Annotated in this window: 22 protein-coding genes; 13 read left to right on the top strand and 9 right to left on the bottom strand. The window is 68.3% G+C overall.

Annotation, left to right across the window (positions count from 1 at the left end):
- Positions 1-97 precede the first annotated feature (97 nt).
- Entirely contained in the window at positions 98-976 is an 879-nt protein-coding gene (locus tag ACFWF3_RS05535; RefSeq protein WP_378990723.1) for an A/G-specific adenine glycosylase, read from the top strand.
- Positions 977-1,024: 48 nt separating this feature from the next.
- Here the strand turns inward: ACFWF3_RS05535 and ACFWF3_RS05540 are convergent, their stop codons facing one another.
- Complete coding sequence (locus ACFWF3_RS05540; protein WP_379312583.1) at positions 1,025-1,768, bottom strand: alpha/beta fold hydrolase; 744 nt, start codon at positions 1,766-1,768, stop codon at positions 1,025-1,027.
- A gap of 93 nt (positions 1,769-1,861) precedes the next feature.
- On the opposite strand from ACFWF3_RS05540, the gene ACFWF3_RS05545 reads away from it, so the two are divergent.
- The 4 genes from ACFWF3_RS05545 (at position 1,862) to ACFWF3_RS05560 (ending at position 3,877) form a co-directional block, all read left to right on the top strand.
- Positions 1,862-2,185, top strand: a complete 324-nt coding sequence (locus ACFWF3_RS05545; RefSeq protein ID WP_378990727.1) for an antibiotic biosynthesis monooxygenase family protein — start codon at positions 1,862-1,864, stop codon at positions 2,183-2,185.
- 226 nt (positions 2,186-2,411) lie between these two features.
- Positions 2,412-2,612: a CbtB-domain containing protein gene (locus ACFWF3_RS05550; RefSeq protein ID WP_019044677.1), complete on the top strand. Its 201-nt coding sequence runs from the start codon at positions 2,412-2,414 to the stop codon at positions 2,610-2,612.
- Positions 2,603-3,388, top strand: coding sequence for a CbtA family protein (locus tag ACFWF3_RS05555; protein ID WP_378990728.1), 786 nt, complete (start codon positions 2,603-2,605; stop codon positions 3,386-3,388). Before ACFWF3_RS05550 ends, ACFWF3_RS05555 begins: the two co-directional genes overlap by 10 nt.
- Before the next feature lie 36 nt (positions 3,389-3,424).
- Entirely contained in the window at positions 3,425-3,877 is a 453-nt protein-coding gene (locus tag ACFWF3_RS05560; protein WP_379312584.1) for a hypothetical protein, read from the top strand.
- Between the two features lie 13 nt (positions 3,878-3,890).
- Here ACFWF3_RS05560 and ACFWF3_RS05565 read toward each other — a convergent pair whose 3' ends face one another.
- Genes ACFWF3_RS05565 through ACFWF3_RS05580 form a run of 4 tightly spaced genes read right to left on the bottom strand, consistent with a single transcriptional unit; the run spans position 3,891 to position 5,857 of the window.
- Positions 3,891-4,328 carry an OsmC family peroxiredoxin gene (locus tag ACFWF3_RS05565; RefSeq protein WP_378990730.1) on the bottom strand — a complete coding sequence of 146 codons (438 nt, stop codon included), beginning with the start codon at positions 4,326-4,328 and terminating at the stop codon, positions 3,891-3,893.
- A gap of 56 nt (positions 4,329-4,384) precedes the next feature.
- A complete protein-coding gene (locus tag ACFWF3_RS05570; protein ID WP_378990732.1) occupies positions 4,385-4,831 on the bottom strand; it encodes an SRPBCC domain-containing protein in 447 nt (148 codons plus the stop codon).
- Positions 4,832-4,886: 55 nt separating this feature from the next.
- Positions 4,887-5,207 carry a DMT family transporter gene (locus tag ACFWF3_RS05575; RefSeq protein ID WP_378631554.1) on the bottom strand — a complete coding sequence of 107 codons (321 nt, stop codon included), beginning with the start codon at positions 5,205-5,207 and terminating at the stop codon, positions 4,887-4,889.
- The gene (locus tag ACFWF3_RS05580; RefSeq protein ID WP_379312586.1) at positions 5,204-5,857 is read right to left on the bottom strand and encodes an FMN-dependent NADH-azoreductase; all 654 of its coding nucleotides are present in this window, start codon (positions 5,855-5,857) and stop codon (positions 5,204-5,206) included. Before ACFWF3_RS05580 ends, ACFWF3_RS05575 begins: the two co-directional genes overlap by 4 nt.
- Positions 5,858-5,961: 104 nt before the next feature.
- Between ACFWF3_RS05580 and ACFWF3_RS05585 the strand changes: the two genes are divergently transcribed.
- Complete coding sequence (locus tag ACFWF3_RS05585; protein WP_379312587.1) at positions 5,962-6,567, top strand: TetR/AcrR family transcriptional regulator; 606 nt, start codon at positions 5,962-5,964, stop codon at positions 6,565-6,567.
- Positions 6,568-6,620: 53 nt separating this feature from the next.
- Positions 6,621-7,097, top strand: coding sequence for a DUF4240 domain-containing protein (locus ACFWF3_RS05590; protein WP_379312589.1), 477 nt, complete (start codon positions 6,621-6,623; stop codon positions 7,095-7,097).
- A gap of 72 nt (positions 7,098-7,169) precedes the next feature.
- On the opposite strand, the gene ACFWF3_RS05595 is transcribed toward ACFWF3_RS05590, so the two are convergent.
- Both ACFWF3_RS05595 and ACFWF3_RS05600 read right to left on the bottom strand, forming a co-directional pair.
- Complete coding sequence (locus tag ACFWF3_RS05595) at positions 7,170-8,030, bottom strand: ABC transporter permease (protein WP_379312590.1); 861 nt, start codon at positions 8,028-8,030, stop codon at positions 7,170-7,172.
- Positions 8,027-8,926 carry an ABC transporter ATP-binding protein gene (locus ACFWF3_RS05600; RefSeq protein ID WP_378990740.1) on the bottom strand — a complete coding sequence of 300 codons (900 nt, stop codon included), beginning with the start codon at positions 8,924-8,926 and terminating at the stop codon, positions 8,027-8,029. Before ACFWF3_RS05600 ends, ACFWF3_RS05595 begins: the two co-directional genes overlap by 4 nt.
- 146 nt (positions 8,927-9,072) lie before the next feature.
- On the opposite strand from ACFWF3_RS05600, the gene ACFWF3_RS05605 reads away from it, so the two are divergent.
- The 4 genes from ACFWF3_RS05605 to ACFWF3_RS05620 are packed head-to-tail and all read left to right on the top strand — an operon-like array spanning position 9,073 to position 11,765.
- Positions 9,073-10,353, top strand: coding sequence for a sensor histidine kinase (locus ACFWF3_RS05605; protein ID WP_379312591.1), 1,281 nt, complete (start codon positions 9,073-9,075; stop codon positions 10,351-10,353).
- Complete coding sequence (locus ACFWF3_RS05610) at positions 10,350-11,045, top strand: response regulator (RefSeq protein ID WP_379312592.1); 696 nt, start codon at positions 10,350-10,352, stop codon at positions 11,043-11,045. The genes ACFWF3_RS05605 and ACFWF3_RS05610 overlap by 4 nt, the downstream gene beginning before the upstream one ends.
- A 45-nt stretch (positions 11,046-11,090) precedes the next feature.
- A complete protein-coding gene (locus tag ACFWF3_RS05615) occupies positions 11,091-11,447 on the top strand; it encodes a type II toxin-antitoxin system RelE/ParE family toxin (protein WP_379312593.1) in 357 nt (118 codons plus the stop codon).
- A gap of 6 nt (positions 11,448-11,453) precedes the next feature.
- Entirely contained in the window at positions 11,454-11,765 is a 312-nt protein-coding gene (locus ACFWF3_RS05620) for a helix-turn-helix domain-containing protein (RefSeq protein WP_378631540.1), read from the top strand.
- A gap of 2 nt (positions 11,766-11,767) precedes the next feature.
- Here the strand turns inward: ACFWF3_RS05620 and ACFWF3_RS05625 are convergent, their stop codons facing one another.
- Entirely contained in the window at positions 11,768-12,415 is a 648-nt protein-coding gene (locus ACFWF3_RS05625; protein ID WP_379312594.1) for a VWA domain-containing protein, read from the bottom strand.
- A gap of 160 nt (positions 12,416-12,575) precedes the next feature.
- Between ACFWF3_RS05625 and ACFWF3_RS05630 the strand changes: the two genes are divergently transcribed.
- A complete protein-coding gene (locus tag ACFWF3_RS05630; RefSeq protein ID WP_378990744.1) occupies positions 12,576-13,034 on the top strand; it encodes a YfbM family protein in 459 nt (152 codons plus the stop codon).
- A gap of 11 nt (positions 13,035-13,045) precedes the next feature.
- Here ACFWF3_RS05630 and ACFWF3_RS05635 read toward each other — a convergent pair whose 3' ends face one another.
- Positions 13,046-13,306, bottom strand: a complete 261-nt coding sequence (locus ACFWF3_RS05635) for a hypothetical protein (RefSeq protein ID WP_379312595.1) — start codon at positions 13,304-13,306, stop codon at positions 13,046-13,048.
- An 11-nt stretch (positions 13,307-13,317) separates the two neighbouring features.
- Between ACFWF3_RS05635 and ACFWF3_RS05640 the strand changes: the two genes are divergently transcribed.
- On the top strand, positions 13,318-14,352 hold a 1,035-nt coding region (locus ACFWF3_RS05640), incomplete at its 3' end, for an MFS transporter (RefSeq protein WP_379312597.1).

A 14,352-nucleotide genomic window follows, 5' to 3' on the forward strand; every position in this document is an offset into this window, starting at 1 on the left:
CAGGCATACCGACCATTGTGCACAGACCCTTGGTTACCAGCGAGTCCGCCACGTTACGCGTCGGCAAAGAGAGACTGGCTCAGAGGAAACGGGAACAGTGAGCATCGACGCGCAGGCCCTGCTCGACTGGTTCGACGACACGGCGCGCCCGCTGCCGTGGCGCGAACCGGACGCGACCGCATGGCACATCCTGATGAGCGAGATCATGCTCCAGCAGACGCCGGTGGTGCGGGTGGAGCCGATCTGGCGCGAATGGGTGGCGCGCTGGCCGGTGCCGTCGGCGATGGCGGCGTCCTCGCAAGCGGAGGTGCTGCGGGCGTGGGGCAAGTTGGGATATCCGCGGCGGGCGTTGCGGCTGCACGAGTGCGCGCGGGTGCTGGCGACCGAACACGGTGACGTGGTCCCCACCGACGTCGACGTGCTGCTGAGCCTGCCCGGCATCGGCGCGTACACCGCTCGCGCGGTGGCCTGTTTCGCCTATGGGCAGCGAGTTCCCGTGGTGGACACGAACGTTCGACGCGTGGTGGCTCGGGCGGTCCACGGCAGGGAGCCCGGCAACCCGTCCTCGCGCGATCTCGCCGAAACCGAAGCGCTGCTCCCTGTTCCGGTGCCGCGGGCCGCGAGGTTCTCGGCCGCCCTGATGGAACTGGGCGCGCTGGTGTGCACGGCCCGCAACCCGGACTGCGCCCGCTGCCCGCTGCCGAGCTGCGCCTGGGTCACGGCGGGCAAACCGGCCGCCGACGTGGTGCGGAAGGTGCAGAAGTACGAGGGCACCGACCGTCAGGCCCGTGGGCGGCTGCTCGATGTGCTGCGCGACGCGTCGGGCCCGGTCGAGCGGATTCGCCTCGACCTGGCATGGACCCGCGATCCGGGTCAGCGTGCGCGAGCGTTGGACTCGCTGCTGGTAGACGGGCTGATCGAACAGACCGACGATGGGCTGTTCGCACTCGCGGGCGAAGGAAGCCCCACTGGGTGACGCCGGATCTCGGCACCTGCCGGGGGATCGGGACCACCATCTGCCGACTCACCTCGTGACGCGCTCCAGGAACCGGCCGACGTGTTCGCGGTATGCCTCGGGTTGTTCGTCGTGCACGAGGTGGCCCGCCTCGGCGATGCGCACATACTCCGCATCGGGATGCACCTGCGCCATCGTCCGCATCTGCCCCGGCGGGGTGATGGTGTGCTCACCTTCGATGAGCAGTGTGGGTACCCGCAGCGACTTCCATTCGGTCCAGAAGTCGCGCGTGCCCCACTCCTCGGAAATCGCGCGGAAGGTGTCCACCTCGCCGTGTAGCCGGTAGCCGTCGGACGCGGCGGTGAACGCGCGCAGGAAATACGTGCCCGCGACCGGACCGAAATAGTCGAGCACCGCCTGCTCGTCGGCGAACGGTTGCGGCCAGGAGTGGATCAGCTCGGCCCAGTGGGCGGCGGTGCGGCCGGTGAAATCGGGAGCGATGTCCTCGACGACGATCGCGCGCACCCGTTCGGGCCAGGTCGCCGCGAAGACCCACCCGTGGATCGCGCCCATCGAGTGCCCGACGATCACCATCGGCTCGGTGATCGCGGCGGTGCGCTCGGCCAGATCGGCCACGAACGCCTCCGTCGTGAGCTCGGCGGGCGTCGGCCGGCCGTGCCCGGCGGCGTCCACCGCGTAGACATGCCCGAACTCCCGCAACCACGGCACCTGATCGGCCCACGTCCGCGCGCTCCCCATCAACCCGTGCAACAGCAGAATCGGAACCCCGGACCCGCCTTCGTCGTACAACACACCGCCGATACTGCCCCAGCTCCGTCCCCGCGCCGAGGCGAGGCCCGCCAGGGCCGCGAACACCCGGCGCCGGCCGGCAGCGATACTGTCCGCATGGCTGTTGTGAAGATCAATGCGATCGAAGTTCCCGAGGGCGCGGGCCCCGAGCTGGAGAAGCGGTTCGCCGCGCGTGCGGGAGCGGTGGAGAACTCCCCCGGTTTCCTCGGGTTCCAGTTGCTGCGTCCCGTGGCCGGTGACAACCGGTATTTCGTAGTGACGCAATGGGATTCGGAGGATTCGTTCGCCGCGTGGCGTGACGGTCCGGCCCGTGCCGCGCACGCCGGAAACGGTGGCGACGGCGAGCGTCCCAAGCCGGTGTCGACGGGCGCCTCGCTGCTCGAGTTCGAGGTCGTCCTCGACGTGCCGGCGAAGGGCTGACAGCGGCGTTTCCGCTGGACATGCGGTTGCGTGTATTGACGTGGGTGGCTCGCGGCTGTCACAGTTCGAGGGAACATCCGCGAGGGTGCGCGGTAATTCCGGTGTGAATCCGGAGCGGTCGCGCCACTGTATCCAAGTACCGGGTCCCCGGTGCCGGAGAGCCAGACACCGGCACCTTCGCACCACACTTCAACCGTGGGACGCGTATCCCTAGAGGAGGACCCGAATGGCTATCGCGCATTCACCCAGCCGGTCTACCGGTCTCGACACCCTCGCAACCGTGCTCGTCACGGTCGGTGTCGTCCTGCTTGCACTGCTCGCCCTGTACCTGGTCGGTTTCGACCAGGGGGCCGTCTCGCGTAGCGGGATGTTCCTGCACGAGCTGATGCACGACGGACGTCACCTGCTGGGTGTTCCGTGCCACTGATCGGATCACTCAAGACCCTGCTGTTGCGTGGCCTGCTGGCCGGCTTGATCGCCGGCCTGCTGGCCGCGACAGTGGGCTACTTCGTCGGCGAGCCCCAGGTGGACGCCGCGATCGCTATCGAAGAGGCCGCGGCCGCTCCGGCCGAGCACGGCCACGAAGCCGCGGAGCCGCAGGGCCACTCCCACGGCGACGAGGAAGAACCGCTGGTCAGCCGGCCGGGTCAGAAGGCGGGACAGTTCCTCGCGCTGGGCTTGGCGGGCATGGCGTTCGGCGCGTTGTTCGCGTCGGCGGTGAACGTGGCTCGCCGGTTCACGAACCTGTCGGGGCCCCAATTGTCGCTGACCTCGGCGGTTCTCGCGTGGGCGGCGATCGTCGCGGTGCCGTTCTTCAAGTATCCGGCCAACCCGCCCGCGGTGGGCGATCCGGACACCATCAACGAGCGCACCTGGCTGTGGGTCGCGGCCGTCGTGCTCGGCCTGCTGGCCGTCGCGGCCGCTGTCGCGGCCTACCGTGCGCTCGCCGCGTCGGACACGCTGCGACTCATCGCCGGGGTGGGCGCGTTCGTCGTGGTCACCACGGTCGGTTACGTGCTGCTGCCCGGCGTGAACGAGGTGGCCGACGACTTCCCCGCCACCCTCCTATGGAACTTCCGGGTGGCTTCGCTGGCCGAAACCACCACGCTGTGGGTGAGTTTGGGGCTGGCGTTCGCCGCACTCACGGAATTCGCCTCGCGGCGTAGCACTCCGGTAGTGGACAAGGTTCCTACCGCAGGGTGATCCTCGCGAGCAGCTGAGAACGGCAGTGTCGGTGTCATGACCGGCACTGCCTTTCTTGTTTCCAGCACTCGCCCTCGCGCCGTGAATGTCGCCTTCGGCGGGCTTGTCACCGCGCTCGCCGCCGGGGCCGCCGAGGGCCTGTTGCGCGCCGTGCGTGGTGGCGATGAATTCGGCGCCACCGCAACGGGTCTGCTACCCCGGCTCGCCATCTACCTGGCCGTCGCCGGGGTGGCCCTGTACATGCTGAACGGCAGCCGGGTGGCCCGTGCGCTGCTGACCGTCGGCATCGGCGTAGTGGGCCTGGTCTCGCTGATCATCGAGCCGCTGGCCGTGGTGTTGTCGACCGACGACTACGCGACCCTGTTCGACGGCATGTCCCCCAGCTCGACCGTGCTGGCAGGCTGCCGGACCGTGCACATCCTGGCCGTCGTCATCGCGATCCCGGCCATGTACACCCCCGCCGCGCACCGCTGGTTCACCCAGCGGTGACGGCGAGCGCCGCTCAGGCCAGTGCCGCGTCCAGCTCGATCTCGGCCACCCCGGTGAGGGCCTTGCTGACCGGGCAACCGTTCTTGGCCGCGAGGGCAGCCGCGGCGAACCCGTCGGCATCCAGCCCCGAGGCACGACCGCGCACCGTGAGCTTGATCTTGCTGATCCGGAAGCCACCGGCCGGGTCGGGCGCGAGGGTGACATCGGCATCGACGTCGAGGCTTTCCGGCGTCCCGCCGGCATTGGCGATCTCCGCCGAGAGCGCCATCGAATAGCACGACGAATGCGCCGCCGCGATCAGCTCCTCCGGGCTGGTGCCCTCGGCCGTATCGGCCGCCCGGCGGGGAAAGCTCACATCGAACTTGCCCACACCCGAGCTGGCCAGTTCGACCTGCCCGGACCCGTCCTGCAGTCCGCCTGACCAGAGTGTGCGTGCGCTGCGAGTCGGCATCGCAATCCTTTCGGTTCGAGTTGTGTTGCGTGGCGATGACGAACCTACTCGGGTACTCAGACGGTGGCGCTGGTGATTTCGTCGAGACGCTCGAGTTTGTCCGGCCAGACCTGCTGGTGTAGATCCCGGATCGCCGCGGTGGGGAAACCGGAGTGGCGCAGACGCAGGCGGATACCGCGTGGTTGTTTGAGGAATTCGGCGGCGACCACCGTTTCCACGCCGTCGGTGGCGGCGGTGACCCAGGTGAATTCGATCCGCCGATTCGGCTCGAGCAGCAGAATGCGGCCGTAATGGGGGTTGCGCTTTTCGGGCGAGCCGGTGTCGAAGTAGAGGGGCTCGTTGACGGCGGGGCGCATCAGCACCGATCCGGGAACGGCCAGCCATAAATCCAAGCCTTGGGTCCAAGCCGCGTAGAGCAGGCTGGGCTGGGCTTTCATCACGCGCTCGACCGTGAGCTCGTGTGGCCGCGTGGACAGGTCCGGGGGGCGAACTGGCTGGTCCATCAGCCGACCTTACCGGTCATGACCGGCCGATCCTCGCATCGGGTGTACGACAGAGTTACTCAGGATTCGTCACCCGCGCGAGCACGATGCCGCCGAGGATCAGCGACAGCGCCAGCGCGCGGCCCGCGCTCAGCGGATCCTTGTGCACGAGCACACCGAGACCGATCGCGCCGAGTGCGCCGATTCCGGTGAAAACCGCGTAGGCGGTGCCCACCGGAAGGGTCTGCATGGCGCGCGAGAGCAGATAGACGGCGAGCGAGCCGAGCGCGACGCAGAGCAGGGTCGGACCGAGTCTGGTGAAATTCTCGGTCGGTTTGATGGTCTGCGACCACACGATTTCGACGAGCCCGGCCAGGCCGAGCACTATCCAGCTCATCGCACGTAATCCTTTGCCAGCGAACGCACTTCGGCCTGCGCGGCGGCGAAGGAGGCTTCGTGCGCGTCGCGCAGATGGGCCAGGTTCGGATCCTGCACGGCATTGGCCAGTTCGGCGTTGACGAAAACCGTGTCGGTGACCGCGAAGTGGCCGGCGAAGAAGTCGCGCAGAAAGCGCTCCTGGTAGTCGAACGCCGCTTTGGGCGCACCGGGCGAGTACGCACCGCCACGGGCGGTCACCACGACGAACCTGCGTTCCCCCAGCGACATTCGGGGAAAGGTGACCTGGTCGAGCCATGCCTTGAGAGCGGCGGGGACGGAGTAGTTGTACATCGGTGTGCCTATCAGGATCACGTCGGCGGCCAGCACCTGCGCCAGCAGCGGTTCGGCCACCCGCCATGCGGCCTTCGCCGCGGGAGTGACGGCGAGTTCCGGGAGCCGGTCGAGGTCGGTGGCCCCGGCGGCGAGGACGGCGTCACACAGTTCGGTCCAGCCCTCGTCGATGAACGGCGTCGGCTCGGCGGCGAGGTCGCGGTAGGTGTAGGTGCCGCCGGGCTCGGCGTCGCGCCAGGCCCGGACGAATTCGGCGCCCAGCTTGCGGCTGAGGGAGTTCGTCCGGGCGCTGGCGTCGAGGTGCAGCAGGTGAGTCATGACATCTTCCTAACTGGACATATTGTCCACTTGTCGATTTCTCGACGATAGAACACAAGTGGACATGTTGTCCAGATATTCGTTGCGGGGTTAGAGTCGTACCCATGGAGCCACGATCCGACCTGATCACCGGCTTGGCGCTCGACGCGCAGCCACCCACCGAACGCACCGACGCGGCCCGCAATCGTGCGAAAGTCCTGGCGGCGGCGGCCGGCCTCTTCGCCACTCGCGACCCACGCACGATCACCATGGACGACATCGCCAAGGCCGCGGGCGTGGGCCGCGGCACCCTCTACCGCCGCTACCCCGACCGCAACGCGATCGCCGTCGCCCTCCTCGACGAGCACGAACGCGCCCTCCAGGAACAGCTCCTGCGCGGCGCACCCCCGCTCGGCCCCGGCGCTCCCCCAGCCGATCGCCTGGCCGCCTTCTACGCGGCGATGGTCGAATTGCTCACCGCCCACGCCCATCTGGTGCTCGGCGCGGAGACCGGCGGCGCCCGCTTCGCCACCGGCGCCTACGGGTTCTGGTCGGTGCACGTACGGTCGCTGCTGGTCGAAGCCGCTGTGCCACAGCCTGATTCGCTGGTCGATACGGTCCTCGCGCCACTCGCCGCCGAGGTCTACCTCCAGCAACGCGAACGCGGCTTGTCGCCCGAGCAGATCACCGCGGGTCTGTCCGCCCTCGCCCAGCGTCTCCTGCGTGCCTGACCGATGACCTCGAACCCCGCTCCGTGTCGGACCCGAGCAGTACCGTCCGGCAGGTGACGAGCACCCCCGAAGACATCTCCCGATTCTGGAATCTGATCGCGTCGGCCTGGACGGCCACCGGTACCGATCCGTCCACGGCCCTGCGGACGGCAGCAGGCGACCTCGACAGCCGGCTCGACGCCTTCCTCGCCCAGTTGAACACCCTGTCAACAGATTTCAGCAGCGCGGAACTGACCGCGCTCGACCGCGTCGCCGAACGCGCGCTCTACGACATCGACCGCGCCGACCTCCAGGCGATCACCGACGGCTCCGACGACGGCTTCCTCTATGCCCGCGGATTCATCGTGGCCATGGGCCGCGACTACTACGACGCCGTCAGCTCCGACCCCGAGGCCGCGACCACCGACGCCGAATGCGAGCAGATGTGCTATTTCTTCGCCCACCTGCACAACGAGCGCTTCGGCGCCTTCCCCGACACGGGCTCGGGCATCTCCCGCGAAACGGCGTCCAACCCGGCCGGCTGGTCCTGACCTGACGCGCAGGTAGCGGCCGTCCGTGTCGGACTGCCGCTACCTGGTGCCGGGTTCGATGATCGCAGCGCGTCAGGTGAGATCGCGGCGGGTCATCAACCAGATGGTGCCACCGGCGAAAACCATCACATACCCGGCCAGCAGAGCGAAAGATTCACCGCGGGTAAGGATGTCGAGAACGCCGGGGTTGGCCGGCCCCTCCACGGTGCGCATCGCCCCGGCCAGCGACCCCGCGGCCGTACCGGGGAGCACGTTGGTGACAGCTTCGATCGGGCCGAAGATCCCCGCCACACCGCGAAGCAGGTTCTCGACCACCAGGACCCAGACCAGGCCGAGGCCGACTGCGAGGGCGGGACCACGAGCGATGGCGCCGATGAGCGCTCCCGCGAGCATCCACATACCGAGAATCGCGGTACCGGTGACGATTCCGATCAGTGAGTCGTCGAGCGACGGCATCGTCACCGGCTGGGATTCGCCGACTGCGATCACGGAGGCGATGCCGACATCGACGGCGAAGGCCACCAGGACAAGCGCGAGGACCACTACCAGCAGCGTCGACAGCAGTCCCCCCACGGCCGCGACTCGGCTCGGGCCCTGGGTGAACACGGTTTTCCACGTGCCCCAGCCGTATCCGCTGCCCACCGCGAGAGCGCCGAGGATCAGCACCAACGCGCCGCCGAACATCGACATGCCCTGCGTGAACACCTCGGGCACAGCGGCGGGCATGAGTCGGCCGAGCAGGACATCGCGAGGCAGGCCGTCCGACATCGCACCGCTCTCGCCCGAGGTGTAGGCGAGGTAGTTGAAGAGGTAGGCAAAGGTCAGGTTGAGCAGGATCCAGGTACCGAGGACGATCCAGAAGGCGGGCCAGCGGCCCAGCCGTAGCGCCTCCGCACGGATACTCGCGGTGAGATCCCTTGTCATGGCGTTCATTTCGCTACCTCCACAGCCGTCATCTCGAAGAACACTTCTTCCAGCGATTTCTCGTCCACCCGCAGTTCGAGCAGGTCCGCGCCTGCTGTCACAACGGCTCGCGCCACCTCAGGGGCCAGCGCGGCGCTCGTGTCGACCCTGATGCCGTCCGCGCCCGCTCGAGCGGGGGCATCGGTGACGGCGCGGACGGCGTCCAGAGCCACGTCCACAGGCTCGGCACGCACCAGCAGTGTCGCGGTGCCGCGCAATTCGGCCACCGTAGATTCCGCCAGCAGGCGACCACCGGAGATCACCCCGACGCGGTGGCAGATCTCCTGCACCTCGGCGAGCTGGTGGCTCGACAGCAGCACAGTGTGTCCGTCGGCCGCGAGATCGGTGATGAGCGTGCGCATTTCGGCCAGGCCCGCCGGGTCGAGGCCGTTGGTCGGTTCATCGAGGATGAGCAGGTCCGGGTCGCCGAGCATGGCCGCGCCGACGCCGAGACGCTGTTTCATTCCGAGCGAATAGGTCCGGAAGCGGTCGCCTGCGCGGTCGGCCAGGCCGACGCGTTCCAATGCCTTCTCGACCTCGGCATTGCCGTGGCCGCGATAGCGGGCCAATACTCGCAGGTTGTCGCGGCCGGAGAGGTACGGGTAGAAGCCGGGGCCCTCGATGAGGACGCCGATTCGGCGCAGCACCGCCGGATCGCCCGGCGACAGGCCCTGCACCGTCGCGGTGCCCGCGCTGGGCCGGATGAGACCGGCCAGCATGCGCAACGTGGTGGTTTTGCCCGCGCCGTTGGGCCCGAGGAATCCGTAGATCTCCCCGGCCGCGACCCGCATGCTCACCGCGTCCACCGCGAGGTGCTCGCCATAGCGTTTGGTCAACTCGGTGGTGACCACGATCGATTCGTTCATGGGAATCAGAATCCGCGCTCGAGGGGTGCCCCGACATCCGTCGCGCGGCGTGCACGGCGCTACGCCGCGCGGCCTACGCGGCTTCCCGCGGGAAATACGTGCGCAGGCCGACGCGGTGGGTGGGCGCACACAATAGGGTTGGGCACGTGGGAGCGTCTGCGAAGTGGGAGCGTGGCTCAGTCGTTCAGGACTGGGGCCTGGCAGTGGTGGTCGCGGTGATCCAGCTGGCCGGTAGTTCCGGTGCGAATTCGCATCAAACCGGGGTGCGGTCGCTGGACGCGTTCGCGTATCTGCTGCTGCTCGCCGGGCCGGTGGCGCTCGGTTTCCGGCGGGTAGTGCCCGAAGCGGTGCTGGCGGTGTCGCTGATCGCCACGGTGACCTATGTTCTGCGCGACTACGGGTACGGGCCGATCTTCCTGTCGCTGGTGATCGCCTTCCTCTCGGCCGCCGTCACCGGGTCGCGATGGCGCACCTACCCGGTGGTCGCGATCGGGTATCTGACGATGGTGTGGCCGCTACCCGCCCTGCTCGGGCGGCACTCCGACGCGTGGCAGATATTCGGCCTGCTGGCCTGGATGGGCGTGCTGGTCGCGATCGCGGAGGGCGTGCGGCAGCGGCGCGCGGTGGTGCTGGCGCGCGAGCAGCGGGCCGAGGCGGCGCAACGCGACGAGCAAGCGCAGCAGGCCAGGGCGGCCTCCGAGGAGCGGTTGGCGATCGCGCGGGAACTGCACGATGTACTGGCACACAGTCTTTCGCTGATCAACGTGCAGTCGTCGGTGGCGCTGGAGTTGTTCGATCGCAAGCCGCAGCAGGCGGCCGCGGCGCTGGCGACCATCAAGACGACCTCGAAAGAGGCACTGACCGAGGTACACACGCTGCTGCACGCGATTCGCAGCGGCGCGGCGGTGGTGCCGGAGTACCCGGAACATGCTCCCGTCGTCGATGATTCACCCCCTCCGCCGCGTCCCGCGCCGCGTGCGCCTGCACCGACCCTCGACGACCTCGACACCCTGCTCGAGCGCACCCGCGCGACCGGGCTCGACGTCGATACCAAGATCATCGGTACGCCGAAGAAGCTGCCGAGCGTGATCGATGTGGCCGCGGCCAGAATCGTGCAGGAATCGCTGACCAACGTGGTGCGCCACGCGCCCGGCGCGACAGCTCTGATCACCCTGCGATACACCCCGGAATCGGTCGACATCACCGTCGACAACACCCGGCCGACCGGGACCGCTGTCCGAACCGGCATCGGCGGCAACGGGATCATCGGGATGCGCGAGCGGGCGCACGCGCTCGGCGGGGCGCTCACCGCGGGGCCGCGACCGTCCGGCGGGTTCCGGGTGGCGGCCCGATTGCCCGCTCGACCAGCGACTTCGGCCGCATCCGCGCGATCGTCGGATTCACCGGGCAGGCAGGCGGGCGCATGACCGAACTGCCGCCGACCGGTGCGGGGCCCACCAAGATCCGGCTTCTCGTCGCCGACGATCAGGCGCTGGTGCGCGGCGGTTTCGTCGCGCTGCTGGACGCCCAGGACGACATCGAAGTCATCGGCGAGGCCGAAAACGGCGAGCAAGCCGTCCGGATGACCCGAGCCCTCGTACCCGACGTGGTGCTGATGGACATCCGCATGCCGATCCTCGACGGCCTCTCCGCCACCCGCATGATCGCCGACGACCCCCAGCTCGCGGCGGTCCGCGTCGTCGTCCTCACTACCTTCGAACTCGACGAATACGTCTTCGAGGCGATCCGCGCGGGCGCCGCGGGCTTCCTGGTCAAACACACCGAGCCCGCCGACCTGCTCCGCGCCGTGCGCGTCGTCGCCGCGGGCGACGCGCTCCTGTCCCCTGGCGTCACCCGCCGCCTCCTCGCCGAATTCTCCACCCACGCCAAGCAACCACCCCCCGCCGCCTTCGCCGAACTCACCGACCGCGAACGCGAGGTGATGACCCTGGTGGCCGAAGGCCTCACCAACGCCGAAATCGGCGCCCGCCTCTACATGTCCCCCGCCACCGCCCGCACCCACGTCAGCCGAATCCTCACCAAACTAGCCGCCCGAGACCGCACCCAACTCGTAGTCCTCGCCTACGAATCAGGCCTGGTCCGCCCAGGCTGGCAGTAGCGCCACCATTGCTATATAGGATTGATCTTATATAGGATCAATCCTATGCACCTGTACCTGGTGGAACTCGAACCCGAGGTAGCCCGATGGCTGCGCTCACTGACTACACGCGAGTACGGCCAGGTAGACGTGTATGTGGGCATGCTTGCCGAACGTGCGACCACCCTGACCGAACCGTGGTCGCGCAATCTTGGCGATGGGGTACGTGAACTCCGCTTTCACCTTCACCCGCGAGAAATTCGAATCACCTACTGGCTCGCTCCGGGTCGTCGCATCGTGCTGCTGACAGTTTTCCGCAAGACTCGCATGCGGGAGACCGACGAGGTGGCGCGAGCCAAGGCACTACGCAAGGTATGCGAATCGGAACATGGTTGTGCCCACACAGATTTCGACAGGAGGTAACCGATCATGACTGAGCACCCATCGATGGACGACCTGCGCCGTGAACGGATGAGCAGCCCCGGGTTCGACGCGGGCGAGTACGAGGCCGGGCGGGCCGAGGCGATTCTGGCGATCGAGCTGGCCGAAGCCATTCGCGAACGGCGGCTCGAACTCGGGCTGACACAGACACAGCTGGCCGAACGGGCCGGGCTGCGTCAGCCTGAGGTCTCACGGATCGAATCCGGGGGCGGGACACCGACAATCGGCATGCTCGAACGTTTGGCGTATGCGCTCGAGGTTCGGTTCGTCGCTCGGTTCGAGAAGGTCGACGCGGCGTAGGACTACTTGCCCTGGTCGGCTTGTCGGCGTTCGGAGTCGGAGAAGCGGGCGCGGCGGGCTGCGCCCGCGGGGGCGGCTTGGGCTCGGGCGGAGTAGGCGGAGAGGGCGTCGAAGGCGCCTCGGACGCCGCCGGCGACCGGGGCGTAGGTGATGGCCGAGCCGGGGTCGAAGCCGAGGTTGGAGCCTACTTCGACGGCGTCCATGTTGGCGCCGAGGAAGACGAAGGTCCAGTTGTACACGTCTTGCTGCTGGGTGATGAGGGACTTCACGGCGGCGTGGGTCCATTCGCGGCTGGAATTCTCGTGGCCGTCGGTGAGAACGACGACGATCACGGTGCCGGGACGCTCGTGTTCGGGGCGCTCGGCCAGCTCGCTGCCCACGCTGGTGACGAGCTTGCCGAGCGCGTCGTAGAGCGCGGTCCCGCCACGCGGCTGCAAGCTCGGCGCAGGCACCTGAGCCAGCGGCACATTCGCGTAGACCACGTCATAGGTGGTGTCGAACTGCGCGAGCGTGACCTCGATCGTCTTCGGCACACTGCGCTGCTGTTCGAAATAGGCGGCCAACCCACCTTCGGTATCGGCCTTGATCGTCTGCATCGACCCCGAACGGTCGAGCAGAACGGCGATCAGCGTGCGGTCGGAATCAGTCATGTGTGCGAACACCCCCGTGTCGGTCGGATAAGCAATTCCCACCGTACGCCGCGAAACAGGACCGTCTGACCGGCGAAAAGAAGACCCCAAGGTATCGCCAAGGCGCGATTCCTACCTTCACCACGGTCCGACTACTCCGCCTGAAAGGCGCCTCCTTTCCGTGAGCATCATTTTCGTCTTCACCCGTATCACTCCCTCCGATGCCATCCGGGTCACTGCCGAGCCGGACGCCGCGTGGGACCTCATCGAAACGCCTCGATCCGCGGACGAACCGTCCGGCGACCTCGACCAGGCCTGGGACGGCCTGCGCTGCCTGTTCTCCGCCGCAGCAGTCGATTTCGACCTACTCGGCGGCGATGAGCCGAGCACCCGCCAGGACTGCCTGCGTGTGTGGTCGGCAACCGAGGTGTCCGCGGCGGCACGGGTCCTCTCCGCCACTCCCTTCGACCGACTGGCCGAGCATTTCTCCCCGGAGTTGATGGACGAAGAGGGCGCGGGCCCGGACATCTGGGACGGCGACGAAGCACTCGACTACCTGCGCGAGGCCTACGAGGATCTCCAGGCGTTCTTCACGCACGCGGCCGCGACGAATTCCGCGGCGATGGGCCAATTCGCGTAGCCTGCCCGAGGTCATTGCCTAGATCCGCCGATCACGCGGCCGATCCGATGGCGCAGTAGCAGCGCAACGTTGGCGTTCAGGTCGATCGCCGTGGCGTTTGGGTCGCGTGACGGGGATATTCCGGCTGTTGCATCAGGCATGATCAAGACATTGACGACGAGCCCTGCGGCATCGGAAGTTTCGCGCCGCGCCACGTGGCCCGCCCTGCTCACCATGTTCCTCGGCAGCTTCACGCTGGTGACCGCGGAGTTCCTGCCGCCGGGCGTGCTCACCGCACTCGCGAATGATCTCGGAGTGCCCGAAGGGGGTGGTCGGGCTGTCGGTGAGCGCGACGGCGCTGACCGCGCTGGTGGCCGCGCTCGGATCGGGCGCGCTGTTCCCCCGCCTGGATCGGCGCACCCTGCTGATCTGGCTGACCGTCGGCGCGGCGGTATCGAACGTGGTGGTCGCCCTCGCACCGAACATCGTGCTGTTGCTGATCGCGCGACTGCTGCTCGGCCTGGCTGTCGGCGGCTACTGGTCGATGGCGCTGGTGATCGCCGCGAAGCTCGTCCCGGCCGAACGGCTCGGCAAGGCGATGATGATCGTGAACGCGGGAACCACGGTCGCGACGGTGGCCGGAGTGCCGCTCGGCGTGCTGCTGAGCACCTACGCCGGGTGGCGGACGACCTTCCTGATCGTGGCCGCGCTGACCGCCGCCACCGCCGTCGCGGTGCGGCTGATGCTGCCGCCGATCGCGCCGAGCACGGGCATCGGGTTCGCCGCACTCGGCAACGCCCTGCGGTCCCCGGGCGTGACGCTCGGGCTGGTCAGCATGGTCGCCGTCGTCGGCGGGCACTTCGCCGGATACACCTATATCCGCCCGGCCCTGGCCGAACTGCTCGGTGCGGGCCCGACGGTGATCCCGGTGCTGCTCGCCCTGTTCGGCGTCGGTGGTCTGCTCGGCAACTTCGTCCTCGGCGCACTCGCCGACCGCCACCTCGGCGCCCTGCTGGTGGCGGTGCCGGCAGCCGTCGGCCTGTCACTGCTCGCGATCATCGCCTCCGCGGCGTTCGCCCCACTCGCCTATCTGGCCGTGGTGGTGTGGGGCGCCGCGTTCGGCGGCATTCTCAATCTCGTGCAGGTGTGGGTATCGCGGGTGCTGCCCGATCGCATGGAAGCGGGCAGCGGACTGATCGTCGCCGGTTTCCAGCTGGCGATCATCCTCGGCTCGGCGATCGGCGGCCGCGGCGTGGACAGCGTCGGCCTGGCCCCGACCTACGCGCTCGGTGCCGTCGCCGCGGTCCTCGGCGGGGTCCTGATCCGGCACTCACTCACC

The sequence above is a fragment of the Nocardia sp. NPDC060220 genome (assembly GCF_042727815.1).
GTDB lineage: Bacteria > Actinomycetota > Actinomycetes > Mycobacteriales > Mycobacteriaceae > Nocardia.

Excerpts from the sequence above, each read along its gene's own strand:
- ACFWF3_RS05545 (WP_378990727.1), top strand. The coding sequence starts at position 1,862 with ATGGCTGTTGTGAAGATCAATGCGATCGAAGTTCCCGAGGGCGCGGGC.
- ACFWF3_RS05550 (WP_019044677.1), top strand. The coding sequence starts at position 2,412 with ATGGCTATCGCGCATTCACCCAGCCGGTCTACCGGTCTCGACACCCTC.
- ACFWF3_RS05560 (WP_379312584.1), top strand. The coding sequence starts at position 3,425 with ATGACCGGCACTGCCTTTCTTGTTTCCAGCACTCGCCCTCGCGCCGTG.
- ACFWF3_RS05565 (WP_378990730.1), bottom strand. The coding sequence starts at position 4,328 with ATGCCGACTCGCAGCGCACGCACACTCTGGTCAGGCGGACTGCAGGAC.
- ACFWF3_RS05570 (WP_378990732.1), bottom strand. The coding sequence starts at position 4,831 with ATGGACCAGCCAGTTCGCCCCCCGGACCTGTCCACGCGGCCACACGAG.
- ACFWF3_RS05575 (WP_378631554.1), bottom strand. The coding sequence starts at position 5,207 with ATGAGCTGGATAGTGCTCGGCCTGGCCGGGCTCGTCGAAATCGTGTGG.
- ACFWF3_RS05580 (WP_379312586.1), bottom strand. The coding sequence starts at position 5,857 with ATGACTCACCTGCTGCACCTCGACGCCAGCGCCCGGACGAACTCCCTC.
- ACFWF3_RS05585 (WP_379312587.1), top strand. The coding sequence starts at position 5,962 with ATGGAGCCACGATCCGACCTGATCACCGGCTTGGCGCTCGACGCGCAG.
- ACFWF3_RS05595 (WP_379312590.1), bottom strand. The coding sequence starts at position 8,030 with ATGAACGCCATGACAAGGGATCTCACCGCGAGTATCCGTGCGGAGGCG.
- ACFWF3_RS05600 (WP_378990740.1), bottom strand. The coding sequence starts at position 8,926 with ATGAACGAATCGATCGTGGTCACCACCGAGTTGACCAAACGCTATGGC.
- ACFWF3_RS05610 (WP_379312592.1), top strand. The coding sequence starts at position 10,350 with ATGACCGAACTGCCGCCGACCGGTGCGGGGCCCACCAAGATCCGGCTT.
- ACFWF3_RS05615 (WP_379312593.1), top strand. The coding sequence starts at position 11,091 with ATGCACCTGTACCTGGTGGAACTCGAACCCGAGGTAGCCCGATGGCTG.
- ACFWF3_RS05620 (WP_378631540.1), top strand. The coding sequence starts at position 11,454 with ATGACTGAGCACCCATCGATGGACGACCTGCGCCGTGAACGGATGAGC.
- ACFWF3_RS05625 (WP_379312594.1), bottom strand. The coding sequence starts at position 12,415 with ATGACTGATTCCGACCGCACGCTGATCGCCGTTCTGCTCGACCGTTCG.